The sequence below is a fragment of the Siphonobacter sp. BAB-5405 genome (assembly GCF_002872335.1).
Taxonomy (GTDB): Bacteria; Bacteroidota; Bacteroidia; order Cytophagales; family Spirosomataceae; genus Siphonobacter.
This window is the reverse complement of the sequence record NZ_NJAG01000002.1, coordinates 315,751-337,943: the sequence shown is the minus strand read 5'-3', so window position 1 is coordinate 337,943 and position 22,193 is coordinate 315,751. Positions and strand designations below refer to the sequence as shown.

General features: G+C 51.2%; 14 protein-coding genes. 11 read left to right on the top strand and 3 right to left on the bottom strand.

Features of this window, described 5'->3' with window-relative positions:
• Positions 1–360: 360 nt before the first annotated feature.
• From BWI97_RS02485 to BWI97_RS02465, 5 genes are all read left to right on the top strand, one after another.
• Positions 361–3,561 (top strand): TonB-dependent receptor, encoded by a 3,201-nt coding sequence (locus tag BWI97_RS02485; RefSeq protein ID WP_233207733.1) that lies wholly within the window; start codon positions 361–363, stop codon positions 3,559–3,561.
• 13 nt (positions 3,562–3,574) lie between these two features.
• Positions 3,575–5,392, top strand: a complete 1,818-nt coding sequence (locus BWI97_RS02480; protein ID WP_102199897.1) for a RagB/SusD family nutrient uptake outer membrane protein — start codon at positions 3,575–3,577, stop codon at positions 5,390–5,392.
• Positions 5,393–5,538: 146 nt separating this feature from the next.
• Positions 5,539–8,964 carry a ThuA domain-containing protein gene (locus tag BWI97_RS02475; RefSeq protein WP_102199896.1) on the top strand — a complete coding sequence of 1,142 codons (3,426 nt, stop codon included), beginning with the start codon at positions 5,539–5,541 and terminating at the stop codon, positions 8,962–8,964.
• Between the two features lie 150 nt (positions 8,965–9,114).
• Complete coding sequence (locus BWI97_RS02470) at positions 9,115–9,915, top strand: SDR family oxidoreductase (protein WP_102199940.1); 801 nt, start codon at positions 9,115–9,117, stop codon at positions 9,913–9,915.
• Positions 9,916–9,983: 68 nt separating this feature from the next.
• Positions 9,984–10,904, top strand: a complete 921-nt coding sequence (locus BWI97_RS02465) for an AraC family transcriptional regulator (protein WP_102199895.1) — start codon at positions 9,984–9,986, stop codon at positions 10,902–10,904.
• A gap of 78 nt (positions 10,905–10,982) precedes the next feature.
• On the opposite strand, the gene BWI97_RS02460 is transcribed toward BWI97_RS02465, so the two are convergent.
• Together BWI97_RS02460 and BWI97_RS02450 are read right to left on the bottom strand one after the other, a co-directional pair.
• Positions 10,983–11,924 carry an AraC family transcriptional regulator gene (locus BWI97_RS02460; protein ID WP_102199894.1) on the bottom strand — a complete coding sequence of 314 codons (942 nt, stop codon included), beginning with the start codon at positions 11,922–11,924 and terminating at the stop codon, positions 10,983–10,985.
• A gap of 365 nt (positions 11,925–12,289) precedes the next feature.
• On the bottom strand, positions 12,290–13,027 hold the full coding sequence (locus BWI97_RS02450; protein ID WP_102199939.1) for an SDR family oxidoreductase: 738 nt from the start codon (positions 13,025–13,027) through the stop codon (positions 12,290–12,292).
• 392 nt (positions 13,028–13,419) lie between these two features.
• On the opposite strand from BWI97_RS02450, the gene BWI97_RS02445 reads away from it, so the two are divergent.
• From BWI97_RS02445 to BWI97_RS02435, 3 genes are all read left to right on the top strand, one after another.
• Entirely contained in the window at positions 13,420–13,890 is a 471-nt protein-coding gene (locus BWI97_RS02445; RefSeq protein ID WP_233207732.1) for a YbhB/YbcL family Raf kinase inhibitor-like protein, read from the top strand.
• A gap of 29 nt (positions 13,891–13,919) precedes the next feature.
• Entirely contained in the window at positions 13,920–14,471 is a 552-nt protein-coding gene (locus BWI97_RS02440; RefSeq protein ID WP_102199891.1) for a DinB family protein, read from the top strand.
• Between the two features lie 127 nt (positions 14,472–14,598).
• Positions 14,599–15,459 (top strand): AraC family transcriptional regulator, encoded by an 861-nt coding sequence (locus tag BWI97_RS02435; protein WP_146010852.1) that lies wholly within the window; start codon positions 14,599–14,601, stop codon positions 15,457–15,459.
• A 307-nt stretch (positions 15,460–15,766) separates the two neighbouring features.
• Here BWI97_RS02435 and BWI97_RS02430 read toward each other — a convergent pair whose 3' ends face one another.
• The gene (locus BWI97_RS02430) at positions 15,767–17,908 is read right to left on the bottom strand and encodes a prolyl oligopeptidase family serine peptidase (RefSeq protein WP_102199889.1); all 2,142 of its coding nucleotides are present in this window, start codon (positions 17,906–17,908) and stop codon (positions 15,767–15,769) included.
• A gap of 342 nt (positions 17,909–18,250) precedes the next feature.
• Here BWI97_RS02430 and BWI97_RS02425 point away from each other — a divergent pair, with 342 nt between their 5' ends.
• The 3 genes from BWI97_RS02425 (at position 18,251) to BWI97_RS02415 (ending at position 22,003) form a co-directional block, all read left to right on the top strand.
• Positions 18,251–20,443, top strand: coding sequence for a radical SAM protein (locus tag BWI97_RS02425; protein ID WP_102199888.1), 2,193 nt, complete (start codon positions 18,251–18,253; stop codon positions 20,441–20,443).
• A gap of 84 nt (positions 20,444–20,527) precedes the next feature.
• Positions 20,528–20,731, top strand: coding sequence for a VF530 family DNA-binding protein (locus BWI97_RS02420; RefSeq protein ID WP_094812906.1), 204 nt, complete (start codon positions 20,528–20,530; stop codon positions 20,729–20,731).
• Between the two features lie 24 nt (positions 20,732–20,755).
• Entirely contained in the window at positions 20,756–22,003 is a 1,248-nt protein-coding gene (locus tag BWI97_RS02415; RefSeq protein WP_102199887.1) for a DEAD/DEAH box helicase, read from the top strand.
• The last annotated feature ends 190 nt before the right edge of the window (positions 22,004–22,193 follow it).

The window sequence follows — 22,193 nt, the reverse complement described above, 5'->3', positions numbered from 1 at the left end:
GTTGACGCTTTAAAAAACTTTAATAGATTTGCTATTGTATTATGGCAATGAAAAATTGAATCTTCCCTATGATCCTTGAACCGCGGCAAGGAGGCCATACTATGAAAATTATCCACCTATAACCTCTATCAAATAGTTTCTCCTAACAGATTACCCATTAATCTCTAAAACCAATTTATCCTTTACCACTAGGCATCTCTATTCATCTTCCAACCGGAGATGGGACTGGTATTGTTGGGTCCTAACCATCCAATCGTGCGTTCCATCCTTCCGATTATTACACTGAGACTATGCTTCCTTCATAGCCTCCCAGGGATCCTATTTCCAATTTTTTCAGCCAATGGTTTTAACGCTAAACACATGAAAGAAAAACTATTTCCATTCTTAAAAGTGTCATTTTTACACGTATTGACGCTTTGTTCATTACCGATGTCGGCCTGGGCCGTGGTAGAGACCGAAGAACGGATTACTCAGCCTTTGATCGCTATCAAACCAGTCGCGAAGCGGCTAACGGGCGTAATCAAGGACGAGCAGGGGCAGCCCTTACCCGGCGTGAACGTATCCATCAAGGGTACCGTTAAAGGCACATCCACAAATGCGGACGGCGTTTATAGCATAGAAGGAGTACAGGATGAGGATATACTGGTGTTTTCGTACATCGGCTACCTGACGAAAGAACTGGGCGTTGGGAATGCGACCGTACTGGACGTCACGCTGAGTGCCGATACCAAAGCACTCGATGAGATCGTTGTGGTGGGTTACGGTACGCAGAAAAAAGCTACCGTTACGGGCTCCATCAGTAGTATCAAAGGGGATGCCATCGTGCAGGTACCGGTACCGAACATTACGCAGTCGCTGGCGGGACGCGTCTCGGGGGTCAGTATGCGGCCCAACGGAGGTCAGCCCGGCAAGGACGATCCCGATATTCACATTCGCGGGATCGTGACGACGGGTAATAACCGTCCGCTGGTCGTGGTGGATGGCGTACGGCGGGATAACATTCGTCAGGTGGACCCGGCCAGTATTGAAAGCGTGACGATCCTTAAAGATGCGGCGGCCGTAGCTCCGTACGGAATTGGGGGAGCCAACGGCGTAATTCTGATTACTACCAAACGGGGTAAATCGGGCAAGCCTCAGGTACGCCTGAGCTCTTCGTACGGGTTCCAGAATCCAACGTATTTACCGAACGTGCTGAATGCGAAAGATTACATGGCTTTGCAAAATGAAGCCTATCTGAATCAGAATCCGGAAGGAACGAGTCTGCCGAACGACCCTAATCTGGTGAACAATTATGACCGTTTACACGAAGAAGATCCCTGGAAATATCCGAACTCCAACTTTGTGAAGGCTTTCAACAAGAACGTTCCCATTCAGAACCACATTTTGGAACTGAGCGGCGGTACGGACAACGTTACCTATCACGCGGGGCTGAGTTATTTTGATCAGAAGGGGATTTTCGATCCGGTGGGTTACAAGCGGTACAACTACAATTTGAGCGTAGAAATGGCGGCAACCCGGACGACTAAAATTGGGATGTCCTTGCTGGGAAGTATTGAAAATACGAAAGATGTAGATGCCGACGAATCCACTTCAGGCCACTTGTTCCGTAGCTTCTATAAATTTCTTCCGACGCAAAGCCTGATTTATCCGGGAGGCGACAAGTGGGGTGAGTCGTCGGCGAGCACGCCCATTGGGGTACTCCGTTCGCCCGGTTATCGCCGTAACAATGCCAATACCTTACTCGGAACCCTGTTCGTAGAGCAGCAACTTGCCAAGGGACTCAGCGTGAAAGGCGTATTTAGCTATGATCCCTGGCAGCAAAATACTAAGCTCTGGCACGTACCCTTCGTCTACCACAAGATCGACCTGACCTCCCAACCGTACACCTACACCGATGCCATTTCGTTGCAGGAAGGTATGGGACGGCCTTTCCGCTGGCTCGGTTTAGAAAACACGCGGCGTACCAATTATACCACGCAGGGGTATTTGAACTATACGGGTACGTTTGGCTCGCACGCCATTACCGGATTGGCGGTAGTGGAAATGCGGAAAACGACTCAGGAATCCATGACGACCCGACGCAACAACTTTGCCATTGGCATTGATGAGTTGAGTTTCGGGAGTTCCGACAAACTGGATTACGATAACTCCGGAACCTCTTCGACGGGTAGTGAGCTGGGCTTCGTGTATCGCTTAGGCTATACCTACAAGGATAAACTGAGTCTGGAAGCCGCCGGACGTTACGACGGTCACTACTACTTTGCTCCGGGCAAACGCTGGGGATATTTCCCGGCCTTCTCAGCCGCCTGGCGAATTTCCGAGGAGTCGTTTCTGAAGGATGTAGGATTCATTAATGAATTCAAAATCAGAGGTTCCTGGGGGAAAGCGGGTATGTTGGCGGGTTCTCCCTTCCAGTACCAGGCGGGCTATGATTTACGCGGAGGAGCGTACGCGTTTGGGAATGGTACGCTGGTGCAAGCCTCTTCCGTTCCCCGCGAGCCTAACCCTTACATCACCTGGGAAATCTCCACGAAAACGGATATTGGCTTCGACCTGAATCTCTGGAATTCGCTGCTGAACGTGGAGTTTGACTACTTCCACGAAAACCGAACGGGCATGTTGCTGGCTCCTCAGGTAACCCTGCCCGTTGAATACGGCTTGTCGTTGTCGCAGGAAAATAAAGGCCGCATGAACAGTGATGGCGTCGAGCTGAATATTGGCACCCGTCGTAAAATCGGTAAGGATATCGACTTTTCGGTCAACGCTAACCTGACGTATTCCATCAACCGGATGCTGGAAGTATTCCAGACGGATGCGGAAGCCCGTAACCCCAACCGGACTAAAGTGGGTCGGCAATTCGGTACACCCTACGGGTATAAGTCAATGGGTTTATTCAAGACGTCGGATGATGTCAACGGCGACGGCGTAATTGATGCCAAAGATGGCTACAACGTTACCCAATTCGGAGCCCTGCATCCGGGTGATATTCGCTACGCGGATCTGAGCGGTCCGGATGGCATTCCGGATGGGGTCATCAATGATTTTGATTTTGATTTGACCGTCATTGGAAATCCCGTGTATCCCGCTCTTACGTTTGGTATTACACCGAGCATCAACTGGAAGGGATTTGACCTCTCCCTCTTTTTCCAGGGTAGTGGCAAGTCGAGCCTGAATATTCGCCAATTCCTGACGGTTCCTTTCGAGAACAACGGCAGCAATACGGGCTATGAGTACTTAGACAATCGCTGGACTCCCGAGCGTCAAAATGCCAAATATCCCCGGTCTACGCCGGCTCCGTATGCCAACAATACCAAAGACAGCGACTTCTGGATGGTCAATGCCAGCTACCTGCGTCTGAAAACATTGAATTTCGGGTATACGCTGCCGAAATCGCTGTTAGGAAAAGCCCACATTGGCTCCGCCCGGGTGTATTTCACGACGCAAAACCTGCTCACCTTCAGCCGCATCAAGCACGTCGATCCCGAGATGGGCTACACGGATCGGGAAACGGCCTATCCGGTGATGAAAGCCACGACGTTTGGAATTGATCTAACCTTTTAACTGAACCTATACGATGAATCGCTTCCTTACCAATGCAAGGGTACTTGGACTGAGCCTGTTGGTGCTTACCCTGCCCATGTCGTGCGAAACGGATAAGTTTCTGGAGAACGTCAATAAAGCCAATTTAACGGATTTGACGCAGTGGGAGTCGGAAACCAACGCGGACGTTTTCCTGAATGATGTCTATAGTCAGATTCCGAATAAGCTCAATCAAACCGAGAGCCTTGATTACTATACGGATGACTACAACATCAGTCATTACTACACGGCCGCCAACTGGCGAATCGGCATCACGATCGTTCCCTCAACCAGTACCGATAACCCCTGGGGAGGTACGCACGGGCCTACGTACGGCTACACCTGGGAGAATTTTTTCGTGAAAATCCGGAAGGTGAATACGTTCATCCAGAAGATTACGGAAAACAAAGCCAATTACTCGGAAGCCTATTACAATAAACGCATGGACGAAGCCCGGTTCCTGCGGGCCTTTTTCTACAGCGAATTTTTCGTGCACATCGGCGGCCTGCCCATTTTGACGGAACCGCTGGATCGCACCAAAATGAGCACCGAGCAATTACAAAAGCCCAGAGAAACCTTTGCCGATACGTATAATTTTATCGTCAGTGAACTCGATCAGGTGGTAAAAAATGGGAACCTGGACGTGAAGTACAGCCTCTCCCAACGCGATGCCGGACGGGCAACCCTCGGAGCGGCCCTGGCTTTGAAAGGCTGGATAGAGCTTTTCGCGGCGAGTCCGTTGTTCAACACCGCGACGCCTTATTTATCCGATCCGGGAAAGTTTGTCCATTTCGGCAATTACGACCCTTCCCGCTGGGCTAAAGCGGCGGCTACGAACAAAGCCTTTATTGATGCATACGGAAATGGCAAAAACTACAACCTGTTTCCGGATTTGAAAAACCTCTGGCGTACGGCGAATGAGTACAACTCGGAAGTAATCTGGGATCGTCAGGTGGTAGCGAACGTGGCGAATATGGGAGGCAGTTACGAAAGCCGGGGCGGCCCAACCTACGTGCTGGGCGAGTACCGTTCCTGGGGAAACTACAATCCGACGCAGGAACTGGTGGATCAGTTTGCGATGGCGAACGGTAAACCCATTACGGATCCTACCTCGGGCTATAATCCGCAAAACCCCTACGTCAACCGGGAGAAGCGGTTTTATGATTTCATTGTGTACGATGGAGCTCCCTACAAACTGGACTGGATGCCCCGGGCGGATACGATCTACACCCGTATCGATTTGACGTTACCGAACCCTGACCGTACCAATCAGATTGACCTGGCGGGTAAAACGGACGTGGGCGATTCGGGCTATTACCAGAAAAAACGGCTCAATCCTGACGCCGCTCCCGGCAATGATGCTAGTGGCCAGAACTACATTTTCTATCGCTATGCCGAAGTACTGCTCAACTACGCTGAAGCCCAGAACGAAGCTACCGGTCCCGATGGAGGCGTATACGATGCCATCAACAAAATCCGGGCTCGCTCCGAACTGGCTCCCTTACCGCAGGGCTTAACCAAAGATCAGATGCGGGAAGCCATTTACCGGGAAAGAAGGGTGGAGTTGTGTTTCGAAGACAAACGCTTCCTCGACAACAAACGCCTGGCCAAGGCCGAGGAGGTGATGGGCAAACCCCGTCATAACATGGTCATTCGGAATTCCGTACCCGCGAATAATTCAGGGGTTTGGGTGTACACCATCGAACCTGAGAAGAAGTACACGGTGAAATTCGACAAGAAGCAGTACATGAATCCGATTCCGCAGAACGTCCTGGATCAGAACCCAGGCATCAAACAGAATCCGGGATACTAAGCGTCAGGGGAGGCCTTTCATTCTTCTGGGATGGAAGGCCTCGCTTTGCCAGGTGCTAAGTAGTTTTTCTCTTAAACGCTTCGTATGAAAGTGTCTAATGGAAAAATGAAGCGAAATCCTTATCTCATTCTTCATTCTTATTGGTCATGAATCTCATCAAGCTAAACTTCTGGATAGGCCGACGTAAAAAAGGGGTGTTACTGGCCCTTTGGGCCGTCTGCCTTCCCGCAACCCTGCTGGTTGCCCAGACAACTAAAAAAGCCGCCGTCAAGACAGCGTCACCGTCGGCCAGTACCAAGCGGATTCTGGTGTTTTCGAAAACATCGGGATTTCGTCACGCGTCCATTCCGGCGGGTAAAAAAGCTCTGCTCAAGCTGGGCAAGGAGCGGGGATTTCTGGTAGATACGACAGAAAATGCGACGGCCTTTGAGGAATCCAACCTCAAACGGTACAACGCCGTAGTCTTTTTAAGTACCACGGGTACGATTCTCGACGCCTCGCAGAAGGCCGCTTTTGAGCGGTACATTCAGGCGGGGGGCGGCTATGCCGGTATTCACGCGGCGGCGGATACGGAGCATGACTGGCCCTGGTACAATCAGCTGGTCGGGGCCTACTTTCTGAGTCACCCGCAGCAGCAGAACGCGGAGATTGAAATCCTGGATTCCAGCCATCCGTCCACCAAAATGCTCCCCAAACGCTGGAAGCGATACGATGAATGGTATAACTACAAGAGCATTGTCCCCGAAATTAAAGTACTGGGCAACCTGGACGAGAAAACCTACAAGGGAGGCAAGAACGGCGACAATCACCCGTTCATCTGGCACCGGGATTTTGATGGTGGTAAATCCTTTTATACGGGAGGCGGTCATACGGATGAATCCTTCAGCGATACGCTTTTTCTACAGCACATCATGGGCGGGATTGAATCGGTCTGGTCGAGTCAGTTGGACTATAAAAAGGCCCACACGCACCCGTATCCCGAGGAAAACCGCTTTGTGCACGAAGTGTTGAAGGCGGGTCTGGATGAACCTACGGAACTAGCCGTGCTGGACAACGGGAAGGTGCTTTTTGCGGAACGAAAAGGAGCCTTGAAGCTGTACGATCCCGGCAAAAAAACGATTAAAACCGTCGCGAACTTTCCGGTGTATACCAAGTTTGAATACGGCCTGATGGGACTTAACATCGACCCTGATTTCAGGCAGAATAAATGGATTTACGTCTATTATTCCCCCAGTACCGGAAACACGCCCGCCGATACCGCTCAGCACCTTTCCCGCTTTGTGTACGACGAAGGTCGCGATACGGTCATGATGAATACGGAGAAAGTACTCTTAACCGTGCCCGTCAAACGGACGGGCTGTTGCCACACGGGCGGATCGATTGCCTGGGATCGGAAAGGGAATTTATACCTGTCGACGGGCGATGATACCAATCCTTTCAACTCCAACGGCTACGCTCCGATGGACGAACGGGCCGAACGCAGCGGTTGGGATGCCCGGTATACGTCTGCCAACACCAATGACTTACGGGGTAAAATCCTGCGTATTCATCCCGAGCCGAATGGTACGTATACCATTCCCGAGGGAAACTTATTTGCTGCGGGAACGGAGAAAGCCCGTCCTGAAATTTACGTCATGGGGAACCGAAATCCGTATCGCATTGCGGTGGATCAACGTACCAATTACCTCTACTGGGGGGAGGTGGGTCCGGACGCGGGTCAGAATAGCGAACAGTTCGGTCCCCGCGGGCACGATGAAGTAAATCAGGCTCGTAAAGCCGGAAACTTCGGCTGGCCGCTGTTTGTCGCCGACAACCGCCCTTACCGGTCCCGTAGTTTCGGAGATAGTACAACGAAAGCCTTGTTTGACCCGGCAATTCCCATCAATGATTCACCCCATAATACGGGCCTGAAAGAATTGCCAGCGGCTCAGAAGGCCTTTATCTACTATCCCTACGCGGATTCTCCCGAATTCGGCCCCATTGTGGGCAAAGGAGCCCGAAACGCCATGGCCGGTCCGGTGTATTATTACGACGACTATCCCGAAACGGCGGTTAAGTTTCCCCGGTACTACGACGGTAAGTTGTTTGCCTACGACTGGACGCGGGACTGGATTCACCCGGTAACCATGAATCCCAACGGCGATTACGTATCCATGGAAACGTTCATGCCGAACACGAAGTTTTCGCACGTCATCGATATGCAGTTTGCCAAGGACGGCTCTTTGTATACGATTGAATACGGTCAGCAGTGGTTTACGGCCAATGCCGATGCCCGACTATCCCGAATCACCTACAACACCGGAAACCGCAAGCCCGTAGCGAAAGCCATCGCTAGTAAGCTAAACGGAGCCGCCCCGTTGACGGTGAAGTTCGATGCCCGCGAGTCCATCGATTACGACGGCGATGCTTTGACGTACGACTGGAATTTTGGCGGCGGAATCCCCCGGCAAAAAACCGTTACCCCAAGCGTTACCTTTCAGAAGCCGGGTACGTATCCCGTTACGCTAAAAGTAAGCGACCGACTGGGAAATTCAGCGACGACCAACCTCACCATCAAGGTAGGCAATGCTGAACCTCAGGTGGAAATTGTGTTAAAAGGCAACAAAACCTTCTACTTTCCCGATCAGCCTATTACGTACGCGGTCAACGTGAGCGACAAGGAGGATGGGAAAATCCAGCAGGGCATTACCGAAGACGAGGTGACCGTTACCATCGACTATCTCGAAGGCTTTGATAAAACCATGCTGGCTCAGGGCCATCAGGCCAATACGGGAGCTTCGACGGGCAAACGATTGATTGACTTAAGTGACTGTAAGGCCTGCCACGCGGTGGATAAAAAATCAGTGGGTCCTTCGTATATGGATGTAGCCAAGAAATACCGGGGCAATGCCCAGGCCGAGCGGAAGCTGGCCAGTAAAGTAATCGCCGGTGGTGGGGGCGTATGGGGCGAACAGGCCATGAGTGCTCACCCCCAGCTCAAAGAAGAGGAAGCCCTGGACATGGTTCGGTACATTCTTTCGCTGGCGAGTCGAAAGCCCGTGAATCGGCAACCCGTAGCGGGCCAGTACAAGCCCGTATCGCAGAAAAAGGACGGTTCGTACGTACTGACGGCCAGTTACACCGACAAAGGAAACGGACTGATCGGTCCCCTGACCAACTCATCCACACTCGCCTTGCGTTCGCCGTACCTGGAAGCCGGAGCGGCGGATGGAAAAAGTGAAGTAGTGGTGTACGAGATTACGCCTAAAGTTCCTTACGCAATTGGCCTGAAATCCGGCAGTTATCTGCTGTACAAGGGGATTGACCTGACCTCCGTGAAGGAGATTACGACGTCCGTCATTGCTTCCAAAGAGCGATTTGCTGGGGGCGTCTTAGCCGTACACCTCGATTCACCCACGGGGCCCTTGGTAGGAGAAGTGGAGGTGCCTCAGGATAATAAGGGCGAATTGAAGATCCCGCTCCGGCAGGAGATGACGGGTATCCACCCCCTATACTTTGTCTTCAAAAATCCATCTGCGGGGCAGAAACCCTTGTTTGCCTTCAATAAAATTAATTTTCTCGCTTCCAACTAACGCTTCAGGCCCCGGGGAGTCTTCGGACATTCCGGGGCCTGATCTTTTCTAAGGGTTCGTACCATTTTGGCTACAGGATTCTCCAATTTTACTACAAGCCCAAACGGTAGGTAGCGGAGCTTTGTCTTTCGAAAGATGAAACAAAAAGAAATGACAAAGACGATTTTTATTACGGGTGCTTCGGCGGGGATTGGTAAGGCTACGGCAAAATTATTCGCGAGTAAAGGCTGGAAGGTCATTGCGACCATGCGTAAGCCGGAACTGGAGCAGGAGCTAACGCAACTCGATCAGGTGACGCTGCTGCCGCTGGACGTAACCAATCCCGAACAGATCAAAGCAACGACCCAGCAGGCCCTGGCACTGGGCGACATTGACGTCGTGTTCAACAATGCCGGATACGCCTTGCTGGGAGCCTTGGAGGCCATCCCCGATGAGGAGCTGGTTCGGCAGATGGATACTAATTTTCTGGGCGTAGTTCGGGTGACGCAGGCGTTCATTCCGTATTTCCGGGAACGAAAAAGCGGCCTGTTCATTACGACTGGCTCGTCGGCTGGTTTGATGGGCTTTCCGGTAAGTTCCATGTACGACGCCAGCAAATGGGCCCTGGAAGGCTGGAGCGAAAGCCTGTCGTTTGAATTAAACGCCTTGGGAATCGGTATTAAAACCATTGAACCCGGTATGGTAGCCACCGAAATCCAGAACCGATCCGTGATGGCCTCGCATCCGGATTACGATACGCTGTTGCACAAGTTTATGACGGCCATCACGTCTAGTCCCAACGGTTCTACGGCCGAGCAGATCGCGGAAGTGGTCTACGAAGCCGCTACTGATGGAACGAATACGTTGCGGTACGTGTGCGGCGAAGACGCCAAAGCCTTGTATGCCCAGCGGCTGGCTGTGGGGGACGAGGCCTTCCGGGAAGGAATCAGGCAAATGATTACTAAAATTTAATTGGATTCAGGAATTACTGGGTCGGTATTTCGGGTTACACCGAAGTATCGACCTCTAGTTATCAAACCATGAAAGGGGAACTTAAGCCTAAACCACGCGTCTTCCATTCCATCTCCGACTTACACCGGACGTTTGGTTTGCCGCAGCCCAGTCACCCGCTGATCAGTTTGCTGGAGTATAGCAAAGTCCAGCTGACTGCGGCAATGCTGACACCCACGTTTTTGATGGACTTCTACCATATTACCTTCAATGCGTCGGCGGGGTGTTCGATGAGATATGGTCAGACTACTTACGACTTCGACGAAGGAGGACTGTTTTTTACTGCACCGGGGCAGCCCCTGTCCGCCGTTGAAACGTCCGTGGCGACGATGGGCTTTACGCTGCTGATTCATCCCGATTTTTTACGGAACTATCCGCTGGATACCAGAATCAAAAACTACGGGTTTTTCTCGTACGCGGTCAACGAGTCGCTCCACCTCTCTGATAAGGAAAAAACCATCATCACATCCATTGCCCGGAATATTAGTGACGAACTGGAAACGTCCATTGACGATGTCAGTCAGGATGTACTGATCTCCCTACTGGAATTGCTGCTGAACTATAGTCAGCGATTTCACAAACGCCAGTTTATTACCCGGAAGCCCCTCAACAACGCCCTGCTGGAACAGTTAGACCGGATTTTGCACCAGTATTTCAACGATAAAACGGCTTTATTACAGGGCTTGCCGACCGTTCATTTTCTGGCGGAGCAACTGAATGTATCACCCCGCTACCTCGGCGATATGTTGCGTACGCTAACGGGTCATAATACCCAGCAACATATTCATTTGAAGCTGATTGAAAAAGCGAAGGAAATACTCACCCTCAGTAACCTGACGGTAGGAGAGATCGCCTATCAACTGGGATTTGAACACCCGCAGTCGTTCAGCAAGCTGTTTAAATCAAAAACTAATCTGTCGCCACTGGAATTCAGAGCAAGTTTTAATTGAAGCTGGTGGTAGAAAAGTGAATTGAAAATCAGCGTAATGCTGGTCCGTACAAGCGTCAACTTCCTAACAATCCCTAAGCTAACCAGCGGAACGTTCCGGAGGTATTTCACGGGCGAATAACCGTTTGAATTCCAACGGGGAAACGTTTGTTTTAATCTTGAATAATTTGCTAAAGGATTGTGGATGCTCGAAACCTAATTCATATGCTACTTCGCTGATCGACAACGTACTCGCTGACAGTTTTTCTTTGGCTATTTCAATGAGTTTGCCGTGAATATGCTGTTGGGCATTTTGTCCGGTCAGCGAACGAAGCAGATCACTCAAATAAGTAGGCGAGTAGTGCAACTGCTCAGCCAGATACTGAACGGTAGGAATGCCCGAACGTAAGGCCGTTCCGTCGTAAAAATAGCAATTCAGCAGCTCTTCTAGTTTGGGAAGCAACTCGTGGCTGATGGGTTTACGCGTGATAAACTGACGCCTGTAAAACCGATCAGCGTACGTGAGCAGAAGCTCGATTTGAGCAATGATCACTTCCTGGCTCAAGTCATCGATCCGACTGTTTAGCTCCTCTTCCATATGTTTAAAGACGGAGAGAATCGTCGTTTTTTCCTGGTCGGAAAGGTGTAGGGCTTCCGTAAGGGAATAGGAGAAAAAGCCATACTGCCGGATCTTTGAAGCAAGGGGAAAACCCTGTAGGAAGTCCGGGTGAATGAGCAGGGCGTACCCCGCGTGATCGGTCGGTTCCCGATCCCGCCCCATGAGTTGATTGGGAGCCGCAAACAGCATACTTCCTTCGTCAAAATCATAATAACCCTGACCGTACCTGACTTTTCCGCTGCACTGCGTGATGAACGTGATCTTATAAAAGCTCAGCACGTCATACTGGGGAAGTTTATTCGTATCAAACTGCTGATTCGTATTGTCCAGTAAACTAATCAGCGGATGCAGGGGCTTGGGCAAACCTAAGTACCGGTGCACCTCCGCAATGGATTCGAGTTTGATTGGAGTAGGGTGGTTCATTGTACAAGATAAACGTTGGGTTTAAATAGTTCCGTTTTTCGTCTCACGGGCATTGTTAACTAGTAGCACCGGTCCTTTCGGGAGAATTTCATGTTCGGACGATTAACTAACAATTAATTATTGGCGAGTTAGTGTAGTCGACGACATAAACCCGATTCCCGTCCTATCACATTCCATGTCGGAATTCCATTCTGGGGCTCAAGCCGCCTACTTCCTCGGCAATGCGGTGGCACTGAGCAAGAGGAAGTCAGCGGTGGGCGTGCCGGCATGGGATGCCCCGCATGCGATGCCCGGCATGGAATGCATACGGACTAAAAGACCAGCTACCTCTACGGGGCGAAAACACAACTTAAAATAAACCTTCTTTACCAGGGAATCTCCCCCGTCTCCGGATTATGATACTCACTGATAAACCGACCCGTAGGGCCGTCCGCTCCGATGAGGGCATACTTGACAATCCGTTGTCCCGCGTTTTCAGTACTGTCATCGCCCCGGTGATTATTAAAATCGGTGGCCGTGAATCCCGGGTCAACGGCATTCACCTTGAAGGGCGTGTCCCGCAGTTCGTAAGCCAGATCAATCGTGTACATATTCAAAGCCGCTTTCGAGGGTTGATAGATCGCCGCTTTGTGGTGATAAAATCGCCAGTTAGGGTCACTACTTAACGTCAGCGAGCAGCCACTGGACGATACATTCACAATGCGGGGCTGTTCGGCCTTTTTCAGCAGATCAATAAAAGCCTGCGTCACCCGAACCACCCCGTACACATTGACATTGAAGGCCTCCTGCATGCGATCCAGGGATAAGGTCAGGGCCGATTGAGGCATCCCTCCGTTAATACCCGCGTTGTTGATCAGTACATCCAATGCGTCCGTTGTAAGGCCAATCGTCGTGCGGGCCGCTGCTACGGATTGCGAATCGCTCACATCCAGTAGAATAACCTCCGCCTGATCCAGCCCTTCGGCTTTTAGTTGTTCCAGAGCTTTCCGTCCGTTTTCTAGATCGCGACTGCCCAGATACACAAAGTAACCCCGTTTCAGTAGCTGACGTGCTGTTTCCAGGCCAATACTTTTATTGGCACCGGTAATGAATGCTTTTTTCATGTTCATTGAAATAAAGTGAGAAAATCAGGTTATGGTATGTTCACCGTGGAGAAGCGGTAAATGGCTTCGACCAGCCGTGAATGCTTTAAAACTACCTGACAAAGGTCCGGACTAAGGAGAAGGCGGACGTAGCCTAATTCCGGAGATGCGTAGCCAAAATGAGACTGGTGAGCGTAGGGATAAGTAGCAGGTTAGGGGAGCAGCTAGTTTCCTACGCAGGTCATCAGTAGTTGCGGGTAAAATTGAACGTTTAGCCACACTTTTTGAACGTTATCCTATGTTCCACTGCCTTACGGCACGTCTACCTTTGTAGAACCAAAGCACATAAAACAAAGCAGGCAATGAGCTTAGAATCAATGACTACTATCGGGACGTCATCCGCAACATTCACCTTGAAAAGTACAGAGCTGGGCGGACAGCTAACTAACTCACAGTACTTCAATGGGATGGGCTTTTCGGGAGCCAATCAGTCACCCCAGCTTTACTGGGAAAATGCCCCCAGCGAAACGAAAGCCTTTGCCGTAACGATGTACGACATAGACGCCCCAACGGGAAGTGGACTCTGGCATTGGGTGGTTTTCAATATCCCAGCGGAAGTATGGGAACTCCCCTCGGGAGCCGGAGACCCGACGAACAATCAATTACCGAAAGGGGCTCTGCAAAGCAATACCGACCTGGGTACGCCGGGTTATGTAGGGGCCGCCCCACCAGAAGGACCCGCCCATCGGTATCTGATCACCGTTCATGCTTTAAGCAAAACGCTGGAACTGGATCAGAACGCTACCCCGGCCCTAGTCGGATTTAACCTGCACTTTGCAACGCTGGCGAAAGCTTCCCTGGTAGCCTATGGACAAAAACACTAATTAACTGGGTTTTCTAACACATTACGCCAATGAACACACGAGAGCAGATGCTAAGGCAGTTCCGGCTGCTGACCGACTGGTATGTTTCCGCACTAGAAGGTATCAGGGAAGAAGAGGGTAGCCAGGTAATCAGTGAGCATACGAATAGTCTGGAATGGATTGCGGGTCATCTACTGATCATGCGGGCCAGAAATACCGTTCGTTTGGGGCAGTCCGTAGAAAGTTATCCGTATCTGGACCTCTTTGTCGATCCAAACCTGCCGCCGCCCCAGTTCATACCCTTTGACCGAAGCAAAAAATACCCAGGCTTGACGGAGCTGTTACAGGACTGGATCCGGTATTCTGACCGCTTTATCGAGACCCTCGAAGCCGCAGACGATCGGGTGTTACAAACGGAAATTCCCTTGCAGGGACCCACGGGAGGTACCACCGTTGAAGACCTGTTTACTTCGATGGTACTACACGAAGCCTTTCACATCGGGCAAATGAGCATCATTCGCAAGGCACTCGGTTACCAGGCCATGTACTGGTTTCGTCGTCAGGAAAATCGGGAACAAGGTGGTATCTTGAACGAAGTGTAAAGACCATCTTCTACAGATTTAACCTGGAATCAGGAACGGAAGGCATTAAAGAAAGCATTAAACGACTGAAACCTGATCCAATTCTTGAGGGAACGGATTGGGTTTTAGGGCGTATCCTTACGAAGCCATGAAAACCACCCGTATACAAAACGAGCAGGAATCTACGGAAACCGACTTAGAGCCCGTTTCGATCTTTAGTTATGAGTCCCAGATCGACGGGAGCAGGAATCGGATTACCCTCCATCAGCATCTGTTCAGTTTCTTGCTGGAAGGCGAAAAAACGGTGTATTACCCGGGGGCAACGGTGAAGATCCATCCCGGACAGTTTCTTCTGCTTTCGGCGGGAAATTGTTTGATGAGCGAAAAAACCGTCGCTCCGGGGGGCAGTTACCGGAGCATGCTCATTTTCTTCGATACGAACGTACTCATTGATTTTTTCAGTCGGCATCCCGACATGCCTGCCACGAAAATCAGCGAACGGCATCAGGAGCCCGTTTTGCTTTTTGAGAAAGATGCCTTCCTCCAGCATTTCATTGAATCGCTGGAGTTTATGCTGGCCGGGGGCCAGTCTATTTCTCTAAACAGACGGCTGGTAAAACTGGAAGAGTTGTTGCTGTACCTTGGTGAAAACTACCCCGGACAGTTACAGAAATTGCGTATCCTCAGTCAGCAGGCCGACGACGAAAGGCTGATCCGGCAGGCGGTAACGGCCAACCTGAATCAGCCAGTGACCGTAGAAGAACTCGCTTTTTTGTGTCATACGAGTCTGTCTACCTTCAAGCGACGGTTTGCTAAAATTTATGGTACTTCGCCCAATAAGTGGTTCCTGGAGAAACGAATGCAAAAGGCCGCTCAACTGCTGAAACAGGGCGATTATAAAGTCAGTGAAGTGTATTACGAGATTGGGTACGAAAATCTGTCGAGCTTTATCCAGTCCTTCAAACAGGTCTACGGAGTTACGCCGAAGCAGTATCAATTGGCAAACTAGAGGGGTTACTAGTTTTTAGCGAGTCGGTACCGTCGACGGCATAAATCCAGGCCCCGTCTTATTCCATTCCATGGCGGAATTCCATTCTGGGGCTCAAGCCGCCTATTTCCTCTGCAAGGCCGTGGCCTTGAGCAAGAGGAAATGAGCGGTGGGCGTGCCGACATGGAATGTATAGGGACTAAATGAACAGCTGTCTTTAAAGGAAGAAATAGTGATTCTATAAGCTAGTTAATGAAATGCAATGAACTGAAAGGCGAGCCGTATCAGCGGGACTAAAAACAGAACTGTTATTGCATAGAATATATCCCTATTCACCAGCCCCCGCTTTAGCTTTCTCCAACAGCTTCTTCCGGAAGTACGCCGCCGTCGCATTGCCCACTTTGAGTGCATTCGCATGTTTCATCCAGTGGTGCGTATCATTGACAATGATGAGCGTTTCCAGATCAACGCCTTTGGCTTCGAGGCGACGAACCAGATCCGTACTCTGATTGAAGCGGACGTTACGGTCATCATCGCCGTGAATAATGAGTACGGGGGAGGTCCAGGTGTTGATGTAGGCCGTCGGTGAAGACTCCCAGGCTATTTTTCCTACTAAATCAGCGTCGGGGGCTCGCTCGTATCGGTCGGGAGCCGTGACGGACATAGTGCGATCCGTCGTCCAGTCGTGCACCCCATGAATATCGACGCCCGCCGCAAACAGCTTCGAATCCTTGGCCAGGGCCATGGCCGTCAGGTAACCGCCGTACGAACCGCCATAAATACCAATCCGGCTTTTATCCACAAAGGACTGTTTGGCCAGCCAGTCGCCCGCCGCTTTGATGTCGATGTACTCCGCCGCTCCGCTCGTGTTAGCTCCGGCGGGCTGGTGAAATTCAAAACCGTACCCAATACCCAAGCGATAATTAACCGAAAGAACCGCAAAACCCAAGCTGGCGAGGTACTGATTCGTGGCGTAGGCATTGGCGTAATAATCCGAATAATTCCAACCGAGTAACATTTGTCGCATGGGTCCGCCGTGCACGTAAATAATCGCGGGCTTCTGGGCGGGGCCACCCGTCGGCTCAAAAAGCTGGGCGTGTACGGTGAAACCATCGGGCGTCTTATAAATGACTTGTTTGGGCGTGACCAGCGACCGTTGCGGGAAGTTTGCCGGAATCAGGGATTCGCCCAACAGCGTAGGCGTACCTTTGCCAAAGGGCATCACGGCGGGCAGGGGAGGTCGTTGGGCCGTAGCACTGATAAGAGCCAGCGACGTACCATCCCCGGTAACGACCGGAGTCCACTCTAGTCCGTTACCGGGCGTCAGAACTTGCATTTCGGCTTTGTCCACGGGTACCCGGGCCACGTGCCGACGATCCAAATCCTGCGGATCAGAACCTACATTCACACTAAACGTAAGCCACTGACGATCTGGACTCAGGCGAATATGCTCCGTTGTGAACGCCCCCGGCGTAAGCAGCAGGGGCGTGCCGCCCGTGGAAGGCATCGAATACAAATGCGGCCAGCCATCCTGATACGACAGAAAAACAATACGATTCTGAGCGGCCCAGTGGAGGTTAAAACCGCCGTTGGTAGCCGGTACGGAGCCCGCCAAAGTCCGGGGAGCCTGCCAGAGTTGCGTGGCCTTGCCGGAAGCCACATTAACCCGCCAGATGGACCAGGGGCGGTGCTTGCGAACCAGTACGGAATCTGGTACTCCACCCGTACCGGGCGTACGCACAAAGACCAGATTGTTTCCATTCGGCGACCACCGGGGGCTACGGTCGTGAGTGAAGGAAGGGGCCAGCCACCGGAGCGGCGTCTGAGCGTTGGTATAGATTCCAATGAGTGAGTGATCCCCACGATTGGAAACAAAAACCAGCTGGCTACCGTCGGGGGACCATTCCAGCGAATGCGTAGTACCTCGCGTCGAGAAAAGCATTTTTGCGGGTTCACTACCGTTCACGGGTACCGACCAGGGCTGCCCGCCTTTCAGGAAAGCAACGGTTTTACCATTCGGCGACAGCACCGGATAATCGCCATCACTGAGTCGCTTAGGTTCGCCGCCCTTAAACGGAACGGCCCAGATTTCTACTTTGGGGGCAAAGGGCAAACCATCGACGTTTACGCCCAGATGTTCGTCCCAATTTGCCCCATGCTCGCCGCCGCGTACATACACGACCCATTGGCCATCCGCCGAAAGCGTAACACTGGTTAGCTCCTGCCCATCATCTTTAGTATACGGGGTGACTTTGCGGGGTGTATACGACGGACCTTCGGCTACGTAAATGTTGCGTTTGCCCTGTTCGTTGATCGTCCAGGCAATACGGGAACCTTTGGCGGCCGCCGTTAGGTCCGCAGGGAAAGGATAGGATTTAACGGCTTCGAGTGAAAACGATTGGGCGTAGGAAACACTAGAGGCGATACTCAGCAGCCCTACACAACCGAGCAGACGGAATAGAGAAAGCATAGAATCGGAAGGTTCAATGGGTGTATGTACATACGGCGAACATACGAGGCCGTAGGCGTATAGACGAGTAAAGATAGTTTTTCATTCGCCTTTTTCTGTTTTTTCAGATGAAACAGGAGGTATAGAGGACAGGTGGTAAAAGAATGGCTATGTCTTTGAGGTCTAACGTAAACATGCCTTGTCTGAAGCTAGCCTTTATTGGTAGGCCTGTTGTTAGAAAATGAATACGACTTTTTGCCCCTTCGTACCATATTAATTGAATGGGATTGGAATGAACCCATCATTTTCTTGCTTATTGCTCAGTCAGATGGCGTACCTTTGTAGCGGCAACGCAGCATAGATTTGACACCAAAAATTCTCTTCATCACCCCCCCTTTCACGCAGTTAAATACCCCGTACCCAGCCACGGCGTACCTGAAAGGTTTTCTGAATACCAAGGGCTACGAATCGCATCAGGCCGATCTGGGCATTGAGGTGATTCTGCAGTTATTTTCCCGAAAAGGATTGCAAACGATGTTCGATGCACTGGTCGCCAACGACAGCATCGAGCTTTCTGATAATAGTTACCGCATTTATTCCCTGCGGGATGAATACATTCAGACCATCGGTCCGGTGATTCGTTTCCTGCAGAACAAAAATCCGACGCTGGCTCACGCCATCAGTGACCGGACTTACCTGCCCGAAGCGTCGCGGTTTGCTCAGCTGGATGATCTGGACTGGGCCTTCGGAACGATGGGTACGCACGATAAAGCCCGCCATTTGGCGACATTGTACCTCGAAGATCTGGGGGATTTGATTACCGAAGCCGTCGATCCGCATTTCGGCTTCAGCCGATACGCTGAACGACTGGGCCGCTCGGCCACGCATTTTGACGAACTACACACCACGCTCCAGGCTCCGGACACGTTGATTTCAACGATACTGACCGATTTGCTGGAAGAAAAAATCCGGCACTGGCAGCCCACCGTCGTCTGCCTGACGGTACCATTTCCGGGGAATCTGTACGGAGCGTTGAAGTGCGGAAAATACCTGAAAACCCATCATCCCGAGATTGCCGTAGTCATGGGTGGCGGTTATGCCAATACCGAACTCCGCTCGCTGAAGGAAACCCGGGTGTTTGATTACCTGGATTACGTATGCCTCGACGATGGGGAAGCCCCCTTGCTGCATTTGCTGGAGTATCTATCGGGCACCCGGACAGCAGCGAATCTCAAGCGGGTCTTCACGCGAATTGATGGAGCGGTTCATTACCTGAATGGGACCAAAGAACGCGACGTGGCCCAGCGGGATACCGGAACGCCCGATTACCGCGAGTTGCCACTAGCGGATTATTTGTCAGTGATTGAAGTCGTGAATCCCATGCACCGCCTCTGGAGCGATGGTCGCTGGAACAAGCTGACCCTGGCCCACGGCTGTTACTGGGGCAAGTGCTCCTTCTGTGATGTGACGCTCGATTACATCAAACGGTACGAACCCATGACGGCCTCACTGCTTTGTGATCGAATCGAAGAGATTATCGAACAGACGGGGCAGAATGGCTTCCATTTCGTGGACGAGGCCGCTCCGCCCGCCCTGATGCGGGAGCTGGCTCTGGAAATCATTCGCCGAAAACTAACGGTAGTGTGGTGGACGAACATTCGCTTCGAGAAGAGTTTTACGCCCGATTTGTGTAGGTTACTCAAAGCCTCGGGCTGCATTGCCGTATCGGGGGGACTGGAAGTGGCTTCGGATCGGCTGCTTGACCGGATGAAAAAGGGCGTAACCGTGGCTCAGGTGGCTCGCGTGGCCGATGGCTTTACGCGGGCGGGCATCATGGTACACGCCTACCTGATGTACGGATTTCCGACGCAAACGGCCCAGGAAACGATTGATTCGCTGGAAATGGTACGGCAATTGTTTGAGCTGGGTATTGTACAGTCAGGATTCTGGCATCGCTTTGCCATGACGGCCCACTCGCCCGTAGGTTTACAGCCGGAAGCATTCGACGTACAGCGGATTGGCCCCATTGCGGGCGATTTTGCCGACAACGACCTGGATCACGCCGACCCGCTGGGAGCCAACCACGACCGCTTCGCTGAGGGGTTAAGGAAATCGCTCTTTAACTACATGCACGGCGTTTGTTTTGAGTTTCCTTTGCAGGAATGGTTCGATTTTCGGGTACCGAAAACGACGATTCCGCCGAATTATATTCAGCGAAGCGTGGAAGATCAGGAAGAAGACATTCGTCCCAATGCCCTGACCGTCTGGTTGGGAAAGGAGCCTTCGCTGGCTTTTTTTGAGGAAAAACGCGGGAAACACCGGGTCGATCTGGCCGAATTGACCTTCTACGATCGAAAACAGGAGTGGGGCTTCGTAACGGATGCGGCTACGGGTCAATGGCTAACGGATACGTTACCGACCATTCAGGTAACCGAACCGGCGTCGTTCGAAAAACTAAAACAGTCCTACGAAGCAGAAGGCTTGGGCAGTTTTCAGGCCTTTTTATCGTCGGACATCGGCGGTAAATTGCGTGAAAATGGTTTGCTCATTGTATAACTAGGCTTGTCAACCCCGAAGGGGTTCAATATAAATAGACCCGTATGCAATGCGGGCAAACTTAATACACAGGAATAAACTAGTATGAAAGATCCACTCGAAGGCAAAACCCTGCAAATGATTTTATTTCATTTGGTCGATTATTACGGCTGGGATCAACTGGGCTTACGGATTCGGATCAGGTGTTTTACCCATGATCCCAGTATTAAATCGAGCCTGACGTTTTTACGGAAAACGCCCTGGGCTCGTAAGAAAGTAGAAGAATTGTACCTGGAAAGTCTCGATTAGACATTCCGGTAAAACACATGGCCTATGAAATTTGAAGAATATTCCATCGCTCCGGAAATAAAGAAAAGTCTGGTCAAACTCGGCTTCAAGCGGCCGACAGACATCCAGTTTAAATCCATTCCTCCCATTCTAAAGGGTGAGGACGTACTAGCGATTGCCCAGACTGGTACCGGAAAAACGGCGGCTTTCGCCATTCCGGTGCTGAGCATGATTCACAACCGAAAACAGACCAAACGCAGTACTGGCATCAAGTGTATCGTGATGGTACCTACCCGCGAGCTGGCCATCCAGATTACGGAGGTTTTCCAGCAAATCGGTCACCACTCCAAAGTAAAGTCGTTCTGTACCTTTGGTGGCGTAGAGCAGGGACCGCAGATTGCCAAACTGGAAGAAGGCATTGATATTCTGGTAACGACACCGGGACGGATGTTTGATTTGACGAGCCAGGGGTACATTCATATGAATAGCGTAGAAATCCTGATTCTTGATGAAGCGGATCATATGCTGGACCTGGGCTTCATCAAGGATATTCAGGACCTGATCAAGTACCTGCCCAAAAAGCGACAAACCCTGTTTTTCTCGGCCACGATCAACGAAACGATCAAAAAACTGGCGTATTCGCTGGTTACGAATCCCATCCGGATTCAGATTTCGCCGAAAGATCCCGTTTCTAAGAACATCGATCATGCCGTGGCTTTCGTGGAAATGGACGATAAACGTTTCTTCCTGGAACGGCTTATTAACGAACATCCCGAAAGTAAACTACTGGTTTTTGTCCGGACCAAAGTTCGGGCCGAACGCGTCAGCAAAGCCCTTGAACGGATGAACATTGCCAGTCAGACCATTCACGGAGGAAAGGAACAAACGGATCGCTTGTCGGTACTCAATGATTTCAGAAAAGGTGAAACAAAAGTACTGATTGCGACCGACGTCAGTGCCCGGGGCATTGATATTGCCAACGTAGACTACGTCGTCAATTACGACCTTCCGGAACAGGCCGAAAACTACGTACACCGCGTAGGCCGTACGGGCCGGGGTACGCAACGGGGGCACGCCGTATCGTTTTGCAGTACGGAGGAAAAGCCCATACTGAAAGAAATCGAAGCCTATTTGACCAAGCCCATCAAGGTCCTGAACATTGATCAGTTAGACTACGAAGCCACGATTGATCTGGGAGCCGATAGTGAAAAAAATACCGATTGGCGGAGCCTGATTCAGGAAGAGGAAGAACGACTTTCGAAAGTCAAGAAAAAGAAGAAAAAGCAGTTGTAGGTGGGGGTGAGTTTGAGTGGGGTATGAAGTTTAAGGTTTAAAGTTTGAGAAAGGTATGAGGTTTATGGCGGGGAGCTGCTCGCTTTTCAGTCCTCAAAAGCTCAACGTCGAAAAGTGGGTATCTGAATGAATACTACTCCTTGCGGGGTTGAATGAAGAAGCGTCCGGGGTTTTGCCCCGGACGCTTTTT

Bases quoted from the DNA above. Each gene is read 5' to 3' on its own strand.
- BWI97_RS02485 (WP_233207733.1), top strand. From the start codon at position 361: ATGAAAGAAAAACTATTTCCATTCTTAAAAGTGTCATTTTTACACGTA.
- BWI97_RS02480 (WP_102199897.1), top strand. From the start codon at position 3,575: ATGAATCGCTTCCTTACCAATGCAAGGGTACTTGGACTGAGCCTGTTG.
- BWI97_RS02475 (WP_102199896.1), top strand. From the start codon at position 5,539: ATGAATCTCATCAAGCTAAACTTCTGGATAGGCCGACGTAAAAAAGGG.
- BWI97_RS02470 (WP_102199940.1), top strand. From the start codon at position 9,115: ATGACAAAGACGATTTTTATTACGGGTGCTTCGGCGGGGATTGGTAAG.
- BWI97_RS02465 (WP_102199895.1), top strand. From the start codon at position 9,984: ATGAAAGGGGAACTTAAGCCTAAACCACGCGTCTTCCATTCCATCTCC.
- BWI97_RS02460 (WP_102199894.1), bottom strand. From the start codon at position 11,924: ATGAACCACCCTACTCCAATCAAACTCGAATCCATTGCGGAGGTGCAC.
- BWI97_RS02450 (WP_102199939.1), bottom strand. From the start codon at position 13,027: ATGAAAAAAGCATTCATTACCGGTGCCAATAAAAGTATTGGCCTGGAA.
- BWI97_RS02440 (WP_102199891.1), top strand. From the start codon at position 13,920: ATGAACACACGAGAGCAGATGCTAAGGCAGTTCCGGCTGCTGACCGAC.
- BWI97_RS02435 (WP_146010852.1), top strand. From the start codon at position 14,599: ATGAAAACCACCCGTATACAAAACGAGCAGGAATCTACGGAAACCGAC.
- BWI97_RS02430 (WP_102199889.1), bottom strand. From the start codon at position 17,908: ATGCTTTCTCTATTCCGTCTGCTCGGTTGTGTAGGGCTGCTGAGTATC.
- BWI97_RS02420 (WP_094812906.1), top strand. From the start codon at position 20,528: ATGAAAGATCCACTCGAAGGCAAAACCCTGCAAATGATTTTATTTCAT.
- BWI97_RS02415 (WP_102199887.1), top strand. From the start codon at position 20,756: ATGAAATTTGAAGAATATTCCATCGCTCCGGAAATAAAGAAAAGTCTG.